This is a genomic window from Sphingomonas sp. CFBP9019 (assembly GCF_034045155.1).
Taxonomy (GTDB): domain Bacteria; phylum Pseudomonadota; class Alphaproteobacteria; order Sphingomonadales; family Sphingomonadaceae; genus Sphingomonas; species Sphingomonas aerolata.
Genome location: NZ_JAXCWK010000004.1, coordinates 1 through 20767, shown reverse-complemented (window position 1 = coordinate 20767; position 20767 = coordinate 1). Strand labels below are relative to the sequence as shown.

General features: G+C 68.1%; 18 protein-coding genes and 1 pseudogene. 10 read left to right on the top strand and 9 right to left on the bottom strand.

Going from position 1 to position 20767, the window contains the following annotated elements; all coding sequences use genetic code 11:
* Window positions 1–23: 23 nt before the first annotated feature.
* From ppc to SOM18_RS11685, 3 genes are all read right to left on the bottom strand, one after another.
* On the bottom strand, window positions 24–2717 hold the full coding sequence (ppc, locus tag SOM18_RS11695) for a phosphoenolpyruvate carboxylase (protein WP_320481749.1): 2694 nt from the start codon (window positions 2715–2717) through the stop codon (window positions 24–26).
* Window positions 2718–2822: 105 nt separating this feature from the next.
* Entirely contained in the window at window positions 2823–3200 is a 378-nt protein-coding gene (locus SOM18_RS11690; protein WP_031440447.1) for an EF-hand domain-containing protein, read from the bottom strand.
* Window positions 3201–3237: 37 nt separating this feature from the next.
* Complete coding sequence (locus SOM18_RS11685) at window positions 3238–3804, bottom strand: HNH endonuclease (protein ID WP_031440448.1); 567 nt, start codon at window positions 3802–3804, stop codon at window positions 3238–3240.
* 74 nt (window positions 3805–3878) lie between these two features.
* On the opposite strand from SOM18_RS11685, the gene gluQRS reads away from it, so the two are divergent.
* Window positions 3879–4757, top strand: coding sequence for a tRNA glutamyl-Q(34) synthetase GluQRS (gene gluQRS, locus SOM18_RS11680; protein ID WP_320481748.1), 879 nt, complete (start codon window positions 3879–3881; stop codon window positions 4755–4757).
* A 154-nt stretch (window positions 4758–4911) separates the two neighbouring features.
* On the opposite strand, the gene SOM18_RS11675 is transcribed toward gluQRS, so the two are convergent.
* Window positions 4912–6387, bottom strand: coding sequence for a S41 family peptidase (locus SOM18_RS11675; protein ID WP_320481747.1), 1476 nt, complete (start codon window positions 6385–6387; stop codon window positions 4912–4914).
* Between the two features lie 137 nt (window positions 6388–6524).
* Here SOM18_RS11675 and SOM18_RS11670 point away from each other — a divergent pair, with 137 nt between their 5' ends.
* The 4 genes from SOM18_RS11670 (at window position 6525) to egtD (ending at window position 9660) form a co-directional block, all read left to right on the top strand.
* Window positions 6525–6752 carry a twin transmembrane helix small protein gene (locus SOM18_RS11670; RefSeq protein ID WP_031395690.1) on the top strand — a complete coding sequence of 76 codons (228 nt, stop codon included), beginning with the start codon at window positions 6525–6527 and terminating at the stop codon, window positions 6750–6752.
* 19 nt (window positions 6753–6771) lie between these two features.
* The gene (locus tag SOM18_RS11665) at window positions 6772–7338 is read left to right on the top strand and encodes a cob(I)yrinic acid a,c-diamide adenosyltransferase (RefSeq protein WP_031440452.1); all 567 of its coding nucleotides are present in this window, start codon (window positions 6772–6774) and stop codon (window positions 7336–7338) included.
* 67 nt (window positions 7339–7405) lie between these two features.
* Window positions 7406–8683 carry an ergothioneine biosynthesis protein EgtB gene (gene egtB, locus SOM18_RS11660; RefSeq protein ID WP_320481746.1) on the top strand — a complete coding sequence of 426 codons (1278 nt, stop codon included), beginning with the start codon at window positions 7406–7408 and terminating at the stop codon, window positions 8681–8683.
* Window positions 8683–9660 (top strand): L-histidine N(alpha)-methyltransferase, encoded by a 978-nt coding sequence (gene egtD, locus SOM18_RS11655; protein ID WP_031440455.1) that lies wholly within the window; start codon window positions 8683–8685, stop codon window positions 9658–9660. Before egtB ends, egtD begins: the two co-directional genes overlap by 1 nt.
* Window positions 9661–9785: 125 nt before the next feature.
* On the opposite strand, the gene ppa is transcribed toward egtD, so the two are convergent.
* From ppa to SOM18_RS11640, 3 genes are all read right to left on the bottom strand, one after another.
* Entirely contained in the window at window positions 9786–10364 is a 579-nt protein-coding gene (gene ppa, locus SOM18_RS11650; protein WP_031440456.1) for an inorganic diphosphatase, read from the bottom strand.
* A 77-nt stretch (window positions 10365–10441) separates the two neighbouring features.
* Window positions 10442–12355 (bottom strand): M61 family metallopeptidase, encoded by a 1914-nt coding sequence (locus tag SOM18_RS11645; RefSeq protein ID WP_031440457.1) that lies wholly within the window; start codon window positions 12353–12355, stop codon window positions 10442–10444.
* A gap of 238 nt (window positions 12356–12593) precedes the next feature.
* Window positions 12594–13244, bottom strand: a complete 651-nt coding sequence (locus tag SOM18_RS11640) for a DUF1345 domain-containing protein (protein ID WP_031440458.1) — start codon at window positions 13242–13244, stop codon at window positions 12594–12596.
* Between the two features lie 49 nt (window positions 13245–13293).
* Between SOM18_RS11640 and hisS the strand changes: the two genes are divergently transcribed.
* The 4 genes and pseudogenes from hisS to SOM18_RS11620 all read left to right on the top strand — a co-directional run bounded on the left by hisS (window position 13294) and on the right by SOM18_RS11620 (window position 18048).
* A complete protein-coding gene (gene hisS / locus SOM18_RS11635) occupies window positions 13294–14538 on the top strand; it encodes a histidine--tRNA ligase (RefSeq protein WP_107045049.1) in 1245 nt (414 codons plus the stop codon).
* Window positions 14539–14644: 106 nt separating this feature from the next.
* Complete coding sequence (gene prfA, locus SOM18_RS11630; protein WP_037531654.1) at window positions 14645–15718, top strand: peptide chain release factor 1; 1074 nt, start codon at window positions 14645–14647, stop codon at window positions 15716–15718.
* A gap of 39 nt (window positions 15719–15757) precedes the next feature.
* Window positions 15758–16561, top strand: a pseudogene (prmC, locus tag SOM18_RS11625) (peptide chain release factor N(5)-glutamine methyltransferase); the annotation flags it as partial.
* Between the two features lie 260 nt (window positions 16562–16821).
* Window positions 16822–18048, top strand: a complete 1227-nt coding sequence (locus tag SOM18_RS11620; protein WP_031438850.1) for a DUF4167 domain-containing protein — start codon at window positions 16822–16824, stop codon at window positions 18046–18048.
* 101 nt (window positions 18049–18149) lie between these two features.
* Here SOM18_RS11620 and SOM18_RS11615 read toward each other — a convergent pair whose 3' ends face one another.
* Window positions 18150–18440 (bottom strand): hypothetical protein, encoded by a 291-nt coding sequence (locus tag SOM18_RS11615; RefSeq protein ID WP_031394022.1) that lies wholly within the window; start codon window positions 18438–18440, stop codon window positions 18150–18152.
* A 71-nt stretch (window positions 18441–18511) separates the two neighbouring features.
* Here SOM18_RS11615 and SOM18_RS11610 point away from each other — a divergent pair, with 71 nt between their 5' ends.
* A complete protein-coding gene (locus SOM18_RS11610; protein ID WP_031394021.1) occupies window positions 18512–18964 on the top strand; it encodes a CBS domain-containing protein in 453 nt (150 codons plus the stop codon).
* Between the two features lie 13 nt (window positions 18965–18977).
* Here SOM18_RS11610 and SOM18_RS11605 read toward each other — a convergent pair whose 3' ends face one another.
* Window positions 18978–20513 carry a lipopolysaccharide biosynthesis protein gene (locus tag SOM18_RS11605; RefSeq protein ID WP_192007748.1) on the bottom strand — a complete coding sequence of 512 codons (1536 nt, stop codon included), beginning with the start codon at window positions 20511–20513 and terminating at the stop codon, window positions 18978–18980.
* Window positions 20514–20767 lie beyond the last annotated feature (254 nt).

Genomic DNA, 20767 nt, shown 5'->3' with positions numbered 1-20767 from the left:
TCTCCCCCGAGGGGAGAGGGAGGTTAGCCTGAGTTCCTCAGACCCGTCGCGATCGCGTTGATCGAGAGGAGGATGCCTTCGCCGATGCGCGCATCCTCTTCGCCGGCACGGCGGCGTTTGATGAGTTCGATCTGGAGCAGGTTGAGCGGCTCGATATAGGGCAGGCGGAGGCGGATCGACGCCTCGAGCGCGGGGTGTTTTTCGAGCAGGCGCGACTGGCCGGTCGCGTCGAGCAGCCCGTCATGTGTCTGCTGCCAGCCGTCGCGGATCCGGCCGAAGACGGTGTCGCGCAGCGCCGGATCCTCGACCAGCCCCGCATAGCGTGCGGCGATCGCCATGTCCGACTTAGCCAGCACCATCTCCAGATTGGCGAGCGCGGAGGCAAACAGCGGCCAGCCCTGCGCCATGTCGCGCAGCAGCGCCTTGTCCTCGAACCCGGCGAGCGCCTGGCCGACGCCGTACCAGCCGGGAAGCATGACGCGCGCCTGCGCCCAGCTGAACACCCAAGGGATGGCGCGCAGATCCTCGATCCGGTCGGACTTGGTGCGGCTGGCGGGACGGCTGCCGATCTTGAGCCCGGCGATCTCGGCGATCGGCGTCATCTGGCGGAAAAACGTCCGGAAGCCGCGCTCGTCGCCGCCGACCGTGCCGTAGACGAGGTCACGATAGCTGTGGAACGCGGTGTCGCTGAGCCAGTCCATCGCGGCACAGAAGCGTGTGGTGTCGGCGTTCGACAGGCGTTCGGGTTCGAGGCTGGCGAGCAACGTGGCCGAGGCGATCGCCTCGAGATTGGTCATCGCGGCGTCGCGCGTGCCGTATTTGGCGGCGATCACCTCGCCCTGTTCGGTGATGCGGATGCGGCCCTGCACGGTGCCGCCGGGCTGTGCGCGGATCGCCGCAAAGGCCGAGCCGCCGCCGCGCCCGACCGCGCCGCCGCGGCCGTGGAACAGCTGCATGCCGACGCCCGCCTGCTCGAACACGGGCCTGAGCGCGGTCGACGCCTTCGACAATTGCCAGGTGGAGGTGAGGTAGCCGCCATCCTTGTTGCTGTCCGAATAGCCGATCATCACCTCCTGATGACCGCGCGCCTTGGCGATCGTCGCGATCTCGGGCAACGCGAACCAGGCGGTCATGACCGCGGGCGCGGCCTCGAGATCGCCGATCGTCTCGAACAGCGGCACCGCCATGATCGCGGCGCTGGGCGTGTCGCCGGGGCGGTAGAGCCCGACCTCCTTCAGCAGCAGATTCACCTCGAGCAGGTCGCTGACCGACTGCGCCATCGAGACGATGTAGTTGGTGATGCAGGCGGGGCCGTAGGCGGCATGCGCGTCGGCGGCGGCCTGGAGAATCGCGAGCTCGCCCGCGGTCTCGTCGCTATAGGCGGCAAAGCGGGTGGTGAGCGGGCGCGCATTGGCAAGTTCGCGGCGGAGCAGCGCGACGCGCGCGTCCTCGTCGAGCGCGAGATAGTCCGCCTCGACGCCCGACACCTTGAGCAGTTCGGCGACGACGCGTTCGTGGACCGCGCTGTTCTGGCGCAGGTCGAGCGTGGCGAGGTGGAAGCCGAACGTCTCGACCGCGCGGATCAGCCGGCCAAGCGCGCCGCCGGTCTTGAGCGCGGTGCCGAGCCCGTGCGCGAGCGTGACGAGATCGGCGCGCAGATCGGCGGGGCTGGCATAGGGCGCGCCGGTGAGGCGGCCGGGGCGCGGCGCGGTCTTGCCGGTCAGTTTCTGCTGCGTCGCGGCGAGGCGTGCATAGATCCCCGACAAGGCGCGGCGATAGGGTTCGTCGGCGCGGCTGGTGGCGTCGTCGCCGCTTGCCGCAGCCAGCGCCTCGACCGCGGGGTCGGCGACGGCGTGCTCGGTCGAGATCGAGAGTTCGGCGCCGAGCGCGTGGACCGCCTGGCAATAATAGCCGAGCACCGCCTCGCTCGCGCGGGCGAGCGCGGTCTTGAGCGAATCGGCGGTGACATAGGGGTTGCCGTCGCGGTCGCCACCGATCCAGCTGCCGGGCTTGAGGAAGCTCGGCGTGCGTTCGCCGAGCGCGCGGTCCCAGCGCTGATAGAGCGCGGGCAAGGCGGGGAGGAAGACGTCACGCAGATAGCTGAGCGCGGTATCGACCTCGTCGGTGACGTAGAGCCGGTCGCGGCGCAGCACGCGCGTCTGCCACAGCAATGCGATCTGGCGCAGGATCGCGTCGTCGACCCGGTCGCCATCGGGGGTGGTGTCGCGACCCGCATCGCGCAGCGCGAGCAGCTCGGCGATGCGGTTGCGGTGGTCGATCATGCTCTTGCGCCGCACCTCGGTCGGGTGCGCGGTGAGCACGGGGACGATCAGCGCATGGTCGAGCAGCGCGCGGACCTGCGTCCGGTCGATCCCCTCGGCTTCGAGCTGCGCGATCGCGGAGGCGAGGTCGGCGCCGTGTTCGGCCGCGATCCCCTGCCGGTCCTCGGCCAGATTGGCGAGCATCGAGAACAGCATGAAGCCGCGGACGAAATCGAGCGTCTCGTCGAGGCTGAGCTTTTCGAGGCTGAGATCGACCGCGGCATGATCGTCGGTCCGGCCCTCGGCGAGGCCGCGGTGACGCTCGACCGAGGCCTTGCGGATCGTCTCGGTCGCCTCGAACAGACGCGGCCCGCCATAGCTGCGGATGACGTCGCCGAGCAGCGTGCCGAGGAAACGGATGTCGGAATTGTTCGCGATTGCGGGAAGACTGGCCATGCGCCTTGCTGCGCTGCGACAGGGATCAGGTCAACCGCCGAACCCGCAATCGGCGATGAAATCCGCGTCTGAAGCTGTGCGATCAGGACATAAAGTTACAGGCGATCACCGCCCCTCGCGCTTGCGGGCTTCGGCGCGCTCTTCGGAGGTGACGGTGCCGTCGTGGTTCAGGTCCATCCGGTCGAACCATCGCAGCGTGCCTTCGCTCCACTCGACTTCGGTGATCACGCCGTCCTTGTTGCGGTCGAACGCCTTGATCCGTGCATTGGGGGAGGGCAGCTCGTCCTTGGTGATGCGATCATCGGCGTTGCGGTCGAGCGTGCGGAAGCGGCGTTCCATGCTCGCGCCAAAATCGAGCCGCGAGGTGACCGAGGGGGGGACGAAGCCGACCGCGCCGGCATCCGCCTCTGCGCGCTGCGCGTCATTGTCGCCGCACCCCGCGACGATCAGTCCCGCCGCGATCACACCCATCATCACCCGCATCGACCCGTCTCCCGCACAATGCTGCGCGGCCGGACGGTCACGCTTCGAGTTCAATGTCCCAGTAGAGCCAATCATGCCAGGTTTCGTGCAAATAATTCGGCGGGAAGCTGCGGCCATGTTCGTGCAGATGCCAGTTGGTCGGGCGGATCGGCTCGAGATGGAGCGGCATCGCGGCCTGGCGCGGGGTGCGCCCGCCCTTTTTGAGGTTGCACGGCGCACAGGCGGTGACGACATTTTCCCAGGTGGTCCGCCCGCCTTGCGCGCGGGGAATGACATGGTCGAAGGTGAGATCGCGCAGCTTGCCGCAATATTGGCAGGTGAACTTGTCGCGCAGGAACAGGTTGAAACGGGTGAAGGCGGGAAATTGCGACGGTTTGACAAATTGCTTGAGCGCGATCACCGAGGGGAGCTTCAGCGCGAAGCTGGCGCTGCGCACCTCGCGTTCGTAATTGGCGACGATATCGACGCGATCGAGGAAGACGGCCTTCACGGCGGTCTGCCAGGGCCAGACGCTGAGCGGATAATAGGAGAGCGGCGTATAATCGGCGTTGAGCACGAGCGCCGGACATCCATCCGGGTGGCGTATCAGGTCGGGGTGAAACACGGCTCCTCCCACAAAAGTCCCGGACGCGCTTTCGCGCACCGGCATGACAGGGTCATGACAGCACGGCGCGGGACATGGGGTCAAGTCCAGTGAACAGCGCGGAATTCGTCACGACGCGGTTCGCGCCCAGTCCGACCGGGCGGCTGCACCTTGGCCATGCGCTGTCGGCGATCCGCGCGCATGATTTCGCACGCGCGCGCGGCGGGCGGTTCCTGCTGCGGATCGAGGATATCGACATGGGCCGCAGCCGGCCCGAGCATGTCGCGGGAATCGTGGAGGATCTGCGCTGGCTGGGGCTGGACTGGGACGATCTGTCGTACCAGTCGGCGCGGCTCGCATCCTATCAGGCGGCGCTCGACGGATTGAACGCGCGCGGGCTGCTCTATCCGTGTTTCTGCACGCGCGCGGAGATCGCGGCGAGCCTGTCGGCGCCGCATGCCGGAGACGCCGCGGTCTATCCGGGGACGTGCCGGCGGCTGGCGCCCGCGGAGGTCGCGGCGCGGATGGGGGAGGCGCATTGCTGGCGGCTCGACATGGTAGCGGCGCTCAGCGTGACGGGACCGCTCGAATGGGTGGATGCGCGGGCGGGGAGGGTGCGGGCCGATCCGGCGGCGCAGGCTGACGTGGTGCTCGCGCGCAAGGATGCGCCCGCCAGCTATCATATCGCGGTGACGCTCGACGATGCGGCGCAGGGCGTCACCGACGTGGTGCGCGGCGACGACCTGTTCGCGGCGACCGACGTGCACCGGCTGTTGCAGGCGCTGCTGGGGTTGCCGACGCCGCGTTATCATCATCATCCGCTGATGCTGGGGGCGGATGGCGCGCGGCTCGCCAAGCGCACCGGCGCGCCCTCGCTCGCGGCCATGCGCGAACGGGGGGAGGATGGGCTCGCGGTCGCGGCTGGGGTGCGCGGGATGCTGGCGGGGGATGCTCCCCACCTGCCGTCATCCTGACGAGCGTCAGGACCCAGGGTTACGACGTTCGGCGTGTTTGGCTCTGGGCCCTGACTTTCGTCAGGGTGACGGGGTGGGTGGGTGAGCGCGGAGGACGGGGTGAGCGGGATTGACGGGGTGGGTGGGGTGACCCGGCCCCGTCGCGCCGGGCGGATCAATAGAGGCCGGGGACTTCGCGTTGCGGGGTGGTGGGGTGGTCGGGGATCAGCAGCGCGCGCGTGGGGAGGTCGGTCGTCGGCGCGGGCGTGCTGGTGCGGGCGGACGCGGTGGCCGCGGTCGCGGTGACCGGCAGGCAGCTGCGGCCGGCGAGGAAGTCGATCGCCTGGCGCGTCGAGGCTTCGCGCGGGTCGCCGAGCGGATAGCGGATGTCGTCCTCGGCCCGGCAGCTCGCCTCGACGGTGCCGGCAAGCCCGTCATAATAGGCGCCCTGGCGTGCGGCGTTCTGCGTCGACAGCGCGACCACGCGCAGACGGTCGTCGCAGGCGGCGCGGTCGAGCCCGATCTGGCCGACGGGCTTGCCATAGGTGTTGGTGCCGATCAGCCCGGCAGCGCTGTGCAGATAGGGGATCATCGCGTTGATCACGAGTTCGCTCGCCGAGGCGGTCCCGCCCGTGCCGATGAACGCGACGCGCGTCGGCGCGATCGATTCGGGCTGCGGCGCGAAGAAGCGCGTCGTGTTGTTGGCGGATTTTTCGGTGCGGAAGGTCGTGTAGCTCGACACTTCGGAGGTCGCGCGGTTGCGGCCGAGCAGGTCGGTCATCAGCTCTGCGATCGAGATCAGCCCGCCGCCATTATAGCGCAGGTCGATGACGATATCGGTGACGTTCTGTGCGCGGAAGCTGGCAAAGGCGGCGCGCAGCGCGGGGTCGGCGGTCGAGATGAACGTCCGGAGGTTGATATACCCATAGTTGCGCCCGCCATCGGCGATGACCTTCGCGCCGTAGCGGCTCGAGACCGGGAGCAGCGCGAAATCGGTCTTGGTCAGCGTGATGTCGCGCGTACCCTGCGCGTCGCGGATCTGCAGTACGCGGCTGGTACCGACCGTGTCCGGGCCGAGCGCGGTCGAGACGCCCGCGCTGCCCTCTGCGGCGAAGATCGCGCTGACGGTCCGCAGCGTGTTGGCGTTGGTCCCGATCGCGACGATTTCCGCACCGCGATCGACCTGCGCCGCCAGCGCGGCGCCGCCTTCGAAGGATTCGATGACATAGGCGCGCCGCCCGCTGCCATCGATGCCGAGACGGAAGCCGAAGCCGGCATTGGACCCCGCCTCATAATAGGCGTCCTCCTCCTTGATCGACGTCAGATAGGTGAAATAGCGGTCACGGCGCTGGCTTCGCGCGGTCGCGGTGAGCGCGTCGATATAGGCGTCGACGGTCGTATAGGGTGTCGGGTCGAGGCTGGCGGGCAGCGTCTCGGGGAACAGATACCATTCGCGCAGCTGGCCTGCGACCCAGTCCTGCCGCTCGCGCAGGCTGCACCCGGCGACGGTCGTCGGGGTGGTCGTGCCGGTGGTCGGGGTGGACACCCCGGGCGTACCGCCGGTCGATCCCGACACCGCGCCGGAGTCTCCGCCGCACGCACTCAACATAGCCAGCATCGCCAGGCTGGCGCCGATCCGTCCGTTACGCATACTCATTCCCCCATTTGTCACGATGCTAGCCGGGAAGATCGGGGCTGTCAGCGTAGAATTCCGCCCGTTTCGAGGCTTGTCCGGCGACCGGCGGAACGGCCATTGCGGGGCGGCGCGCGCATGCCTAGATTGTCGTCATGAACACCTTCCTCGTCATCCTCCTGATCGCGGCGATGATCGCGACGCTCGTTGCTCTGGTGCGCGGGGTGGTGACGTTCCTGCAGGACCAGTCGGCGCAGGTGAAGGACGGGGGGCCGAGCGCCGCGTCGCTGAAATCGAACCGGATGATGCAGCAGCGCATCTTCTTCCAGGCGATCGCGATCCTGATCGTCGTGCTGATCCTGTTCGCCGCGGGCCGGACCTGAGCCCGAAGGGCCTAACGTCATGGTAAAGCTGAACAAGATCTACACGCGGACCGGCGACGCGGGGACCACGGGGCTGGTCGACGGATCGCGCGTGTCCAAGGCGTGCCCGCGGATGCAGGCGATCGGCGATGTCGACGAGGCGAACAGCGCGATCGGCGTCGCCGCGGTGGCGCTGGGCGATCATCCGCTTGGCCGAGCGCTCGAGCGGATCCAGAACGACCTGTTCGATCTCGGTGCGGACATCGCGACGCCGGGCGAGGATTTCGCGCCGTCGGAGATGACGCTGCGGATCGTCGGTTCGCAGGTCGAGCGGCTCGAAGGCGAGATCGACGCGATGACCGCACAGATGGCGCCGCTGACCAGCTTCATCCTGCCGGGCGGATCGCCGGGCGCCGCGGCGCTGCATCTAGCGCGCGCGATCACGCGGCGCGCCGAACGCGCGGTGGTCGCGGTCGACGACCCGATCAATCCATTGGCATTAGCGTATGTTAACCGCTTGTCGGATTTCCTGTTCGTCGCCGCGCGTGCGGTGAACCAAAACGGGGCGAGCGACGTTCTTTGGCGACCGGGGGCAACGCGCGGATAGCGCTCCGTATCGCTGCATCCTTTTATAAGGGGCCGTGCCGCGTGCATCGCCCGCACGAGGACAGTCGATGCCGAACCCCGTCCCCACCCATGATCCTGCAACCCTGCCTGACACGGACGCGCTCGGTGCCCGCTTTGCAGCCGTGCGCGACCTGTCGATCGCGCTGGCCGCGCCGCTGTCGGATGCGGATGCGACGGTGCAGTCGATGCCCGACGCGTCGCCGACCAAATGGCATCTGGCGCATACCAGCTGGTTCTTCGAGACGTTCGTGCTGCGCGATCATGTCGCGGGGTACCGGCTGCACGACGAGCGCTTTCCGTTCCTGTTCAACAGCTATTACGAGGCGGAAGGCCGGCGGCATGCGCGCGACCGGCGCGGGATGATCACGCGGCCGACGCTCGACGAGGTGCGGGCGTACCGCGCGCATGTCGATGCGGCGCTGATCGCGGCGCTGCCCGACCTGCCCGAGGCGGCGCGCGAGCTGGTGGCGCTGGGCTGTCATCACGAGGAGCAGCACCAGGAATTGCTGGTGACCGACATCCTCCATTTGTTTTCGGAAAATCCGCTCGAGCCCGCGGTCTGGGCCGCGCCGCGCAAGGTGCCGGTCGAGATGCCGGGCGCGATCGGCTGGATCGAACGCGACGCCGGGATCGCGCGGATGGGGCATGACGGCGACGGCTTCGCGTTCGATTGCGAGACGCCGCGGCACGACACGCTGCTCGCGCGTCACGCGATCGCCGACCGGACGGTGACCAATGGCGAATGGGCGGCGTTCATTGCCGATGGCGGCTATAGCGAGCCGCGCCACTGGCTCGCCGATGGCTGGGCCTGGGTGAAGGCGGAAGGCATCGTCGCGCCGATGTACTGGGAAGAGCGCGACGGGGGCTGGACGCGGTTCGGGCTCGACGGGCGGCGCGCGATCGATCCGGCGGCGCCGGTGACGCATGTCAGCTTCTACGAGGCGGACGCCTATGCCAGCTGGGCGGGCGCGCGGCTGCCGACCGAGGCCGAGTGGGAGGCCGTCGCGGCGGACTATGCCGGTGATGGCGGCAATCAGATGGATGCGGCGGGCCCGGTCGAGCCGCGGCCGGCACGCGCCGGCGACCCCGCCTTTTTCGGCGACGTCTGGGAATGGACGGGCAGCGCCTATCGCCCCTATCCCGGCTTCCGCGCGGTCGAGGGTGCGGTCGGCGAGTATAACGGCAAGTTCATGAGCGGCCAGTTCGTGCTGCGCGGCGGGAGTTGCGCGACGCCGCGCGGCCATGCGCGCGCGAGCTACCGCAATTTCTTCTACCCGCACCAGCGCTGGCAGTTCACCGGCGTCCGGCTCGCCAAGGATATCTGATGTTGAAGCGTGAAATCGAAGACGGCGAGCAGAGCCTGGCCGACCCCGCCTTCCGGGCGGATGTGCTCGCCGGGCTGGAACGGCGGCCGCGTGCGATTCCGGCGCGCTGGTTCTACGACCGGCGCGGGTCGGAGCTGTTCGAGGCGATCACCGACCTGCCCGAATATTATCCGACGCGGACCGAGCGCTCGATCCTCGAGACCGCCTGCCCCGAGGTCGCCGAGATTGCCGGTGCGGGACGTGCGGTGGTCGAATTCGGGTCGGGGTCGTCGACCAAGACGCCGATCCTGCTGAGCGCGGTGGCACCGTCGGTCTATGTGCCGATCGATATCTCGGGCGATTTCCTGCGCGAATCGTCGCGCGTGCTCGCGGCGCAGTTCCCCGAGCTGCTGGTCCTGCCGTTCGAGGCGGATTTCATGCGGCCGCTCGCATTGCCGAAGACAATCGCCGACACCCCCAAGCTCGGCTTCTTTCCGGGGTCGACGATCGGCAACATGATCCCGCTGATGGCGGTCGACCTGTTGAAGGCGATGCGCGCGTCGCTCGGGATCGGCGCGATGCTGCTGATCGGGATGGACCGGATCAAGGATCCGGCGGTGCTGGTCCCCGCCTATGACGATGCGCAGGGCGTGACCGCGGCGTTCAACATGAACCTGCTCGAGCGGATCAACCGCGAGCTCGACGCCGATGTGCCAATCGAGGCGTTCCGGCACAAGGCGGTGTGGAACGACGATCGGGCGCGGATCGAGATGCATCTCGAGGCGCAGCGCGACGCCGCGTTCACGATCGAGGGGCGGCCGTTCGATATCGCCGCGGGCGAGACGATCCACACCGAGAACAGCCACAAATACGGGTCGCGCGATGCGCGGATCCTGTTGCGGTCGGGCGGGTGGACGCCGATCCGCGAATGGACCGATCCGGCGGGGTTGTTCTCGCTGTACCTGGCGGAGGCACAGGCGGAGCGGCCGGCGCCGTAAGGGCGGGGCAGGTGCTTCGACTTCGCTCAGCACGAACGGGGGGGCGTAGTTCGCGGCCCCGTTCGCCCCGAGCGCAGTCGAAGGGCGCGCCGGGTGCGCGCCGCTTCGACTTCGGTCTTTTGTAATCAGCGGCCTGCGGCGCCGTCCGCGTTCATCGGCTCGTCGCCCTGCTTCTTGGCCTCTTCGTAGCGCTCGATCGCCTCGATCGTGATGCGCTTGGCTTCCTCGGCATCGCCCCACTTGCCGACGCGGACCCACTTCTTCTTCTCGAGGTCCTTATAGTGGGTGAAGAAATGCTCGATCTGCTCGAACACGATCTCGGGCACGTCGGCACGGCCGCCGACGTTCGAATAATAGGGGAACACGTCGTTGACGGGGACGCAGACGAGCTTCTCGTCGCCGCCGGCCTCGTCCTCGAGGTTGAGCACCGCGATCGGGCGCGCGCGGACGACGCAGCCGGGGATGAACGGCGAGCGCGCGATCACGAGCGCATCGAGCGGGTCGCCATCGGGGCTGAGCGTGTGCGGCACGAAGCCGTAGTTCGCGGGGTAGCGCATCGGCGTGTGCAGGATGCGGTCGACGAACAGCGCGCCCGATGCCTTGTCGAACTCGTACTTCACGGGCTCGCCGCCGGTCGGGACTTCGATGATGACGTTCAGGTCTTCGGGCGGATTCTTGCCCGTCGGGATGAGGTCGATACGCATGGCGGTCCTTTCAGAAATGGCGGTGCCGGCCGCTTCCCCTTGGGGAGGCGGCCGGCACCGGAAAAATATCGGAACTGTCAGCGCGGCATCAGCAACTTGTCCAGTCCGCCGTCACCTGTACCGACCTTCTCGAGCCGCGGATAGCGCGGGCCGTCATGGTAATCGAGCGAGACGTCGCGGAATCGCTCGTTGTTTTTTACAGTCAGACGGATCGGCAGCTTGGTGCCCTGGGCCGCCAGAATTGCCGCTTTCATGCGGTCCGACGAGTAGGATTCGCCGTTGACCGCCTCGATTTCGGTACCGACGTCGATCCCGGCGCGGAACGCGGGGCTGTCCCAGATCGAGGCAGTCACGACGCCGTCCTTGTTCATCACCAGCCCCAGCGAATAGCTGACATCGGTGCCGCGGCTCTTCTCCGCCTGCTTCAGATACGGGCTCTGCACGGGGCCATAGACCAGCTTGTAGCCGTTCATCGCAAAGCCGTTGATCGGCGCGGGCTTGCCCGTCTCGGTCAGCCGCGTGGTGAGGAAGCCGGCCCAGTCATAGGGCAGGATGCCGTTCAGCGTCTTGGCGACGTCGTCGAACGTGTAGGTGACCTCGCCATAATCGCCGTTGCGGATGCCGAAGAAGGCTCGCGCGAAGTCGTCGATCGACTTGGTGCCGCCCGACTTCTGGCGGAGCATCGCGTCGACCTCCATCCAGACCATCAGCCCTTCGTTGTAGTAATCCTCCGACCGCTGCCAGCTGGTCCAGCCCTTGGGACGGCGCGACGAGATGACCGGATCGTTGGTGGTGTCGATCAGCGGGCGCCACTGGCGACCCTGCGCGGTGTCGTAGGTGCCCAGAATCGAGGCATAGCCGTCGAGCGTGTCCTGCTTGCTGACCAGACCCGAGCGCGCCTGGAGCACATAGCCCCAGAACTGCGTCTGGCCCTCATAGACCCAGAGCAGCGAGTTGCGCATCGGCGTGCGGAAATCGGGTGTCCACAGGTCGGCGCCGCGGCGGAACTTGCCGTCCCAGCTGTGCGTGAATTCGTGCGGCAACAGGTTGCGCGCCGACGCGCCCGTCTCCCATTCGGTGAAATAGCCGGGGCGGACGCCGTTTTCCGAGCTGCGATGATGTTCGAGGCCGATTCCGCCGAGCTGGTCGGTGATCGAGAGCAGGAACTCGTAATGATCATAATGCTCGGCGCCGAAGGTGCGCGCGGCCTGATCGACGAGCCGCTTGTGCGCGTCGATCTGCTCTGGCTTGGCGGCGAGCTGGTCGGGGGTGTCGGCGAAGACGTTGAGGTCGACCTTCGGGCTCAACGGCCAGACCTTGCCGTATTTGCCCGCGAGGATCGGCGAATCGACGAGGATCTCGTAATTGGTCCGGTCATAGGCATAGGTCGCGCCCGAGACCTTGGCGGGGACCGCACCCGCGGCGGTCCAGCCGGTCGGATAGGTGACGGTCATCTTCACCGGGATCTGACGCGTATAATAACCGGCGGGGTAGAGGCTGACCGAGTTCGGCTGGAGGCTGATCATCGTCGGGGTCATGACGACACGGCCCTGATCCGCCTTGGTCGCGGAGATGAACTGGAAGGTCGCGTCGAGCTGTTTGGTGCCCGCGGGAACGTCGATGTGGAAGGCGTAGACGTCGACCGGATCGCGCGTCCAGGGCAGGATCCGGCCGTTCGCGCGGATCACCAGCCCGGCGAGCTTCTCGATCTCGCCGCGTGGCGCATGGTTGCCGGGCAGCCATTTCGGGAAGAGCAGCGCCATCTTGCCCGATTTGGCGACGGGGATCGTCTCCTTCACGCGGAAGATGCCGCGCTCGGTATCGGTCGCGTCGATGTCGAGCAGGATCGTGCCGGGATAGGGCGTGTCCTGTGCGGCGGGGATCGTGTCGACGAACGGCACCGGCTGTGGTGCGGTGTTGCCGGCGGGGACTTGCGCGACCGCGGGAAGTGCAGACGCGAGCAGGGATGCGACGAGAAGCTTGCGGATCAAGGAAAAGGCCTTCCGGCAGAGAGACGATGGTCAAGGTGTAAGCGGCAGAAAGGGCAGTCGTCCAGCCCTTTGCCGGGGTGTATAGTCTCGCGTCACAGGCGTTTGGTGCGTCGCGCTTTGCCACATGCGCCGTCATCCTGACGAACGTCAGGATCCAGGGTTACGGGCGGTGGTGTTTATGGCTCTGGATCCTGACTTTCGTCAGGATGACGGAAGAGGGATGACGGGAGGAGCGGCCTCAGCTGCTGCCGAGCACGTTGATGGTGAAGGCGAGCACGCCGATGTTGAAGACGAACGCCGCCATGCACTGGCCCAGCGCGACCTTGCGCACCCGCCGCGACGTGATCTCGACGTCGGAGGTCTGGAAGGTCATGCCGAGCGTGAAGGCGAAATAGGCGAAGTCCCAGTAATCGGGCTCGGCACAGGACGGGAAGTCCAGCCCGCCCGCGTCGCTGCCATCCGCGGCGTCGCTGTAGAACAGATGCGCATAATGCAGCGTGTAGACCATGTTGGAGAACAGCCAGGCGAGCACGAGCGTCGCGACCGAGATCAGGACCGCGACGAGATCGGTCTTGCCCTGCAATTCCTTCGCCACCGCGACGAGCACGACGATCAGGATCGTCCCGCTGAACGCCAGCAGCACCGCGCGGTTGGCGTCGTTCTCGTCCGCATAGCGCCGCATCCGCTCCGCGGTGGCGTTGCCGAACAAGGTCGCGACGGTGGCGAGGAACAGGACCGCGGCGATATCGAACGCCGCCATCGTGCCGCGGCCCAGCCCCAGTCGGGGGATCAGCGCGACGAGGCCGATCGCGAAGACGAGTGCAAACAGCACGAAGCGCGGCGGGGCGATGCGCCGGCCGAGCCCCCAATAACGGACGTCGTTGCTCATGTGACGGCGCTAGCGCTTCGCGGGCACGTCGCCTAGATACGCGCGCATCATGGCCAGAACAGAAACCCCGCGTCGCATCCGCGGCACTCAGGACATCTTCGGCGACGAGCAGCGCCGTTTCGCGCATGTTCTCAGCACCTTCGAACGCGTGCGTGCGTTGTATTGCTTTCAGCGGATCGACATCCCGGTGTTCGAATCCACCGCGGTGTTCGCGCGCTCGCTTGGCGAGACGACCGACGTCGTGTCGAAGGAGATGTACACATTCGAGGACCGCGGCGGGGATTCGCTGACGCTGCGGCCCGAATTCACCGCCGGGATCGCGCGCGCCTATCTGACCGAGGGGTGGCAGCAGTTCGCGCCGCTCAAGATCACGACGAGCGGTCCGGTGTTCCGCTACGAGCGCCCGCAAAAGGGCCGGTTCCGGCAGTTCCACCAGATCGATGCCGAGGTAATCGGCGCGGCCGAGCCCGCGGCGGACGTCGAACTGCTGGTGCTGGCGGACCAGCTGCTGCGCGAGCTCGGCATTGCGGACGGGGTGACGCTGCAGCTGAACACTTTGGGCGATGCCGAGACGCGTGAAGCCTGGCGCGCGGCGCTGGTCGCGCATTTCGAGGCGCATCGCGGTGAGCTGTCCGAGGACAGCCTGACGCGGCTCGAGAAGAACCCGATGCGGATCCTCGATTCGAAGGATCCGAAGGACCGGCCGATCGCGGACAGCGCCCCCGATATCGACGCGTATCTGACGCCCGAGGCGCGCGCGTTCTTCGATGCGGTGACCGCCGGGCTCGATGCCGCGGGCGTCGCGTGGGAGCGCAATGCGCGGCTGGTGCGCGGGCTCGATTATTACCGCCACACCGCGTTCGAGTTCGTGACCGACCGGTTGGGGTCGCAGGGGACGGTGCTGGCCGGTGGGCGCTATGACGGGTTGATCGGGTCGCTCGGCGGGCCCGAGACGGCGGGTGTCGGCTGGGCCGCGGGGGTCGAGCGGCTGGCGATGTTGCTCGACGAGCCGGCGGCGGCCGGGATCGACGCGGTGGTCGTGCCGATGGGTGCCGCGGCCGAAGCGCGCGCGACCGGCATCGTCGCGGACCTGCGGCGTGCGGGCGTCGCGGTCGAGATGGCGTACAAGGGCAAGATGAAGGCGCGGATGGCGAAGGCGGATGCGCTCGGCGCGCGGTTTGCGATCATCCTTGGCGATGACGAACTCGCCAAGGGCGTGGGCGCGGTGAAAGCGCTCGCGACCGGCACGCAGACCGAGGTCGCGTTCGCCGATCTGGCGGAGGCGCTGCGTTGAGCCTCCCCGTCATCCCGGCGCAGGCCGGGATCCAGCGCCATGAAGGCTGCGCCCGGTCACCCTGGATCCCAGCTTTCGCTGGGATGACGCAAGAGGGAGCGTCCGCATGACCCAGATCTCCCCGGACCGCATCCGCGCGATCGAGGCGCGGCGGGACGAGTTGCAGGCGCTGATGTCGACCGGCGACCTGCCGTCGGATCGCTTCGTCGCGGTGTCGAAGGAATATGCCGAGCTCGAACCCGTCGCGCAGGCCGCGACCGAGGTGCGGCGGTTGCGGCAGGAGGCCGAGAGCCTCGCCTTCATGGCCGAGGATGCCGATGACGAGCTGCGCGCGATGGCGTCGGAGGAATTGCACGAGAATCGCACGCTGCTCGAGACCGCGGACCGCAAGCTCGCGCTCGCGTTGCTGCCGCGCGATTCCGCGGATGAGCGCTCGGCGATGCTCGAGGTGCGCGCGGGTACGGGCGGGGACGAGGCGGCGCTGTTCGCGGGCGATCTGTTCCGGATGTACCAGCGTTATGCCGAATCGCAGGGCTGGCGGGTCGAGCTGATCTCCGGATCGTCGTCCGACGCGGGCGGCTTCAAGGAAGTCGTCGCCAGCGTCACGGGGCAGGGCGTGTTCGCGAAACTCAAGTTCGAGAGCGGCGTCCACCGCGTCCAGCGCGTGCCCGCGACCGAGGCGGGCGGCCGGATCCACACCTCGGCGGCGACCGTCGCGGTGCTGCCCGAGGCGGAGGAGGTCGACGTCAAGATCGACGACAAGGACCTGCGCATCGACGTCTATCGCTCGTCCGGGCCGGGCGGTCAGTCGGTCAACACGACCGACTCTGCCGTGCGGATCGTGCACATCCCGACCGGGCTGACGGTGATCCAGCAGGACGAGAAGTCGCAGCACAAGAACAAGGCCAAGGCTTTGCGCGTGCTGCGGACGCGGCTCTACGAGGCGGAGCGCGACCGGCTGCATGCCGAGCGCGCGGGCGCGCGCAAATCGATGGTCGGGTCGGGCGATCGATCGGAGCGGATCCGGACGTATAATTTCCCGCAAGGCCGCGTGACCGATCACCGGATCAACCTGACGCTGCACCGGCTGCCGGAAATCGTCGCGGGCGATATGGGCGAGCTGATCGGCGCGCTGGTGTCGCAGGACGAGGCGGACCGGCTTGCGCAGCTGGATGGGTGAGGTTGCCTTCTTCCCCCCCTCCCGCAAGCGGGCGGGGGGGTACGTCAGGCCCTCGCCACCGCGGCCGCGCGCTTCGCCTTCTCCGCCACCCCCCGCCTCGATGCCGAACTGCTGATGGCGCATGCGCTGGGCGTCGAGCGGAACGCGATCCTGCTCGATCCCGACCGCTACGCCGTTCCCGCCGGTTTCGCGGCGCTGGTCGAGCGCCGTCTGCGGCATGAGCCGATCGCCTATATCACCGGCACGCGCGGCTTCTGGTCGATCGATCTCGCGGTCGGGCCGGGGGCGCTGGTGCCCCGCGCCGACAGCGAGACGCTGCTGATCGCCGCGCAGGCGCATTTTGCCGGCGGTGCGCCCGCGACCATCCTCGATCTCGGCACCGGCCCCGGTACGCTGCTGCTCGCCGCGCTCGACGAATGGCCCGCGCGCGGTCTCGGCATCGACTTTTCGGCGGACGCGCTCGGCTATGCGCGCGCCAATGCGGCGGCGCTGGGGATGGCGGACCGTGCGCAGTTTTTGCGCGGCAGCTGGGCGGACGCGATCGAGGGGCGGTTCGACCTGATCCTCGCCAACCCGCCCTATATCGGTACCGCCGAGACGCTGCCGCCCGAGGTCCGCGATCACGAACCGCATGCGGCGCTGTTCGCAGGCGCGGACGGGCTCGACGATTACCGGATCCTCGCGACGCAGCTCCCCTCGCTGATCGCACCCGGCGGCGCGGCGGTGATCGAGATCGGCGCGACGCAGGCGGGACCGGTCTCGGCGCTGCTCGAGGCGGCGGGGCTGCACGTTGCGCTACATCATGATTATGGCGGAAACCCGCGCGTCCTGCTTGCGCGATGACCGGCGCGACTTGACGATTATGGCCTGCCGCCGCATATTTCGCTTGTGGGAGGCCCTTCCGGGCCGCTATCACGTGGGCAGGGGCACGCAATCTCGACAACTTGGTCGTTTTTGAGCGTTGACCCGCATCCTTCGCCTTAAAGTCGCTGCAGTCCGGCGGCCCTGGCAAGTCCGACGCATCGTCATCGGTGCGCGGCGGGGGGTTTGCACCGCATTTCGGAGCACGACCAGATTTTGGTTCGACGACTGAGGACACAAGCTTGATCAACAACCGGCAAGCCGGCCGCCGTCGCGGTCGTGGCAACAATAATAATGGCGGCGGTGGCGGCGGTGGCGGTCAACGCCAGGGCGGCGGCGGTGGTGGTGGCCAGGGTGGCCGCGACACCGGCAACCGCATCGACAGCCGCGCGCGCGGCAACGCGAGCCAATTGTACGAGAAGTACAAGAACTTGGCGCGCGACGCGCAGATGCAGGGCGACCGCGTCAACATCGAATATTATCTCCAGTTCGCGGATCATTATTTCCGCGTGCTGAGCGAAACCCGCGCGCGCTTCGAAGAGAGCCAGCCCCAGGCGCAGCAGCAGCCGCGTCGCCAGCAGCCGTTCGATCTCGACGGCGACGATGATTATGGCGACGAGGGCGAACCGATCCGCTCGGGTGAGCAGCAGGGCAGCCAGCATAACGGGCAGCAAAACGGGCAGCAGAACGGCCAGCAGGGATCCGGCGACCAGACGGCGATGGCGAATGGCGGCCAGTCCAATGGCCAGTATTCGAACGCCCGCGCGCCCCGTGAGAACCAGGGCCGCGAAAACCAGGGCCGTGATGGCCAGGGTCGCGACGACCGCTCGCAGCGCGACGATCGCCCACGCTATGACGCGAACCGCAACGAGGGCCAGCGTAACGACGGCCAGCGTGGCGAGGCCCGCGGCCCGCGGATGACGCAGTCGCGCGACGAACAGCCCGGTGACGAGCAGGCCCAGCAGCGCGAGACCCAGCCCCGCGAAAACCAGGGCCGCGACGACTATCGCGAGGCCCCGCGCCGCGACACCATCCGTCGCACGCCACGCGCCGCGCGTCCGGTCCAGGCCGAGTCCGAGCAGCAGGGCGAGCGCGCGGACGAGGTCGCTGCCCCCAGCGTAACGCCGGCCACGCCCGACGCAGCCACGTCCGATGACCGGTCGTCCGCGCCCCAGTCCACGGGCGAACCGGTCGACGTCACGAGCGTCCCGGCGCCCGCGTCGGACGGTTCGGGCGAGGAGCAGCCCCGCCGTCGTGGTCGCCCGCGTCGCGACCGCAGTCTCGACGCGCCGGTCGCTACGGACGATGCCGCACCCGCGGCGTTCGACGCAGACCGCCTGCCGCCATCGCTCGGCATCTCGGCCTCGGCACCGGCACCCGCTGCCGACGCTTCGGCGGACGGCGCAGCTGCGGAAAAGCCGCGTCGCCGTCGCGTCCGCGTCGCCACCGACGAGGTCGAGGCGGGCTGACCGTCGCGCCAGACGGCAGGATCGAAAAAGGCCGGTACCGCGACGCTGCGGTACCGGCCTTTTTTCGTTTCATCCCTCGGCCGCGCGCATCGCCCGGACGCCTAGTCGATCCGAGTCACGTCCTCGTCATGGCCGCTGCCCGAACTCAGGAAGACGAGCCCCATCAACAACCCGGCCATGATCACCGACCCGCCGACCCCGCCGAGAATCGCGAGCATCGTCACGAGGTGCAGCGCCCCCTGAAGATGCGCCATCGCGACGATGACGCCCGCGGCGCAGATCGCCGCCGCCAGTATCATCCACGCCATGATCGTCCGGAACCGGCCCCAGGCGAACGCGGCATAGTGTGGATCGTCGAGTCCGGTCGGTGTCTCGGCAGAAGGATCGGTCATCGCTTTTCATTGCCGCGCAAACATGGTTTTCTCAAGCCACGCGCATGGAGACGCGACAAGGAGAGGCGGAGATGACGATCGCGACGATCCTCGAGACGAAGCGGCGGACCGGTGACGGCACGCGCGCGGACATGGTGCTGTCGTTGCACCCCGATGCGAGCGTCGCGGACGCGGTGGCGATGCTCGCGGAACAGCGGATCGGCGCGGCGCCGGTGCTCGACGACGGCCGCGTCGTCGGGATCTTTTCCGAACGCGACGTGATCCATTGCCTGCAGGCCAAGGGCGCGGGGGCGCTGACGCAGCGGATCGGCGACGTGATGACGCGCGCGGTCAAATCGGTCGCGCCGACCGAATCGGTGATCGGCGCGCTGTCGCTGATGACCCAGCGGCGGATCCGGCATCTGCCCGTGATCGACCATGATCAGCTCGTCGGCTTCGTCTCGATCGGCGATCTCGTCAAATTCCGGATCGACCGGATCGAGGCGGATGCCGCGGCGATGCGCGCCTATATCCAGTCCGCCTGACCCGCGGACCCGGTTAGGGCGTAACGGGGCGTTTGCGCAGCACTGCGACGAGCTCGCCCAGCGCCGCGCGCGCGAAGGCGAGCATCCCGCCCGCATAGACTACGCCGCCGACCGCGAGCAGCACCGCGAGTCGCCAGACCGGATCGAGCACTGGCAGGCGCTGATCGACCAGCCAGACCGCGAGCGCCATCGCGATCGCGGCCAGCGCGGGCGACGCGACCGCGCGGGCGACCGCACGTGCGGGGACGCCGATCACCGGCAGGCTCCGCCACGCACTGATCGCGAAATAGAGGGGATAGGCCGCGATCCAGGCGAGGCCGAGCCCGGTCGGCCCCCACTCAACCCCGATCAGGAACGCGGTGCCGAGGATCGCCGCGCCGGTCGCGCCGTTGCGCACGCCGATACCCGGTCGCCCGCGCGCATCGGAGGCGGGGGTCAGCAGCACCTGGAGCGTCATGAACGGCATCGCCAGCGCGAGCAGCCGGACGATCGGTGCGGTCTCGACCCATTTCTCGCCGAGCACGGTCAGCACCAGCGGCTCGGCGGTGACCGCGAGCCCGAGATAGAAGGGCATGGCGACGATCATCACCAGCCGCACGCCCTTGACGAACGCCCGTCCGATCGCGTCGGGATCCGCCTGCATCCGCGCATAGGCGGAAAAGGCGACTTCGTTGAGCGGCGGCACGAACTTGCTGACGAAGATCTGCGTGAGGAACAGGCTGGTCGTGTAGATGCCGAGCATGTGCGGCGAGAACCGGCGCCCGGCGATGAACACATCGGCCTGGCTCTGCAGGAACCAGAAGAGCTGGCTCGCCGCCATCACCCCGCCATAGCGCGCGATCCGGCCCGCGCCGCGAAAGTCGAAGCTCGGCCAGACCAGCGACCGCGCGCTCCACGTCATCATCGTACCGCGGACCGCGAACAGCACGAGCGGGGCGATGACGAGCGTCCATACTCCCAGTCCGTAGAGCGCGCCGCCGAGCGCGGTGCTCGCCGAGGCGATCGAGGCGGTGATGTTCGCCTTGGCCTGATGGCGAAAATCCATCGCGCGTGACAGCAGCGCATAGGGCAGGGCGATGAACGGCGTGGTGAGATAGAGCAGCGCCTGGACGCGCAGCATGTCGGCGACGACCGGCTGGCGGTAATAGGCCGCGGCGAGCGGCGCGAGCACCAGCTGCGCTGTGGCCAGCGTCGCGTTGAGCAGGATCAGCATGCCGAAGAGCTGGCGCACCTCGTGGCGGCTGATCGTCGCCTGCTGGATCAGCCCGCTCGCCAGGCCATAGCCGTTGAGCATCGCCATGAAGGTCAGGATCACCTGGCACATCGCGAACAGCCCGTAATCGGCGGGCGCAAGGATGCGGATCACCAGGAAGGTGGCGCTCCACTGGACGAGTTGCGCGACGATCTGGCTTCCCGACCGCCAGATCAGCGCGCTGCGGACCTGTCCGGCGAGCGGCGCCGGGGCGGCCAAGCCGTCGATCGGCCCGTCGGGCGGCCGGGCCGCCAGCGGGTCTGCCGCCGGCGGGGCGCTGGGAATCGGCGTGGTCATCGGACCGGCCCTATAATCGCCTGCGCTTCACAAGCACTTAAGAAAGCTGCGCGAGGATGCCGCGTCGCGTCCCTTGCTGGCACGCAGGGGCGTCGTCGTCGTGCCCTGCACGGCCCACACACGCTGCCTGGGGGCGTAAGTCGGTCGAAATGAAGAAAATTGCCATAAAAGTGAAATTTGCGTTTGACGGGATTGGGGAGTGGGCCTAGAGGGGTGTCACCGCAGCGAACGGCCACACGGTCTGGTTGCTGCGG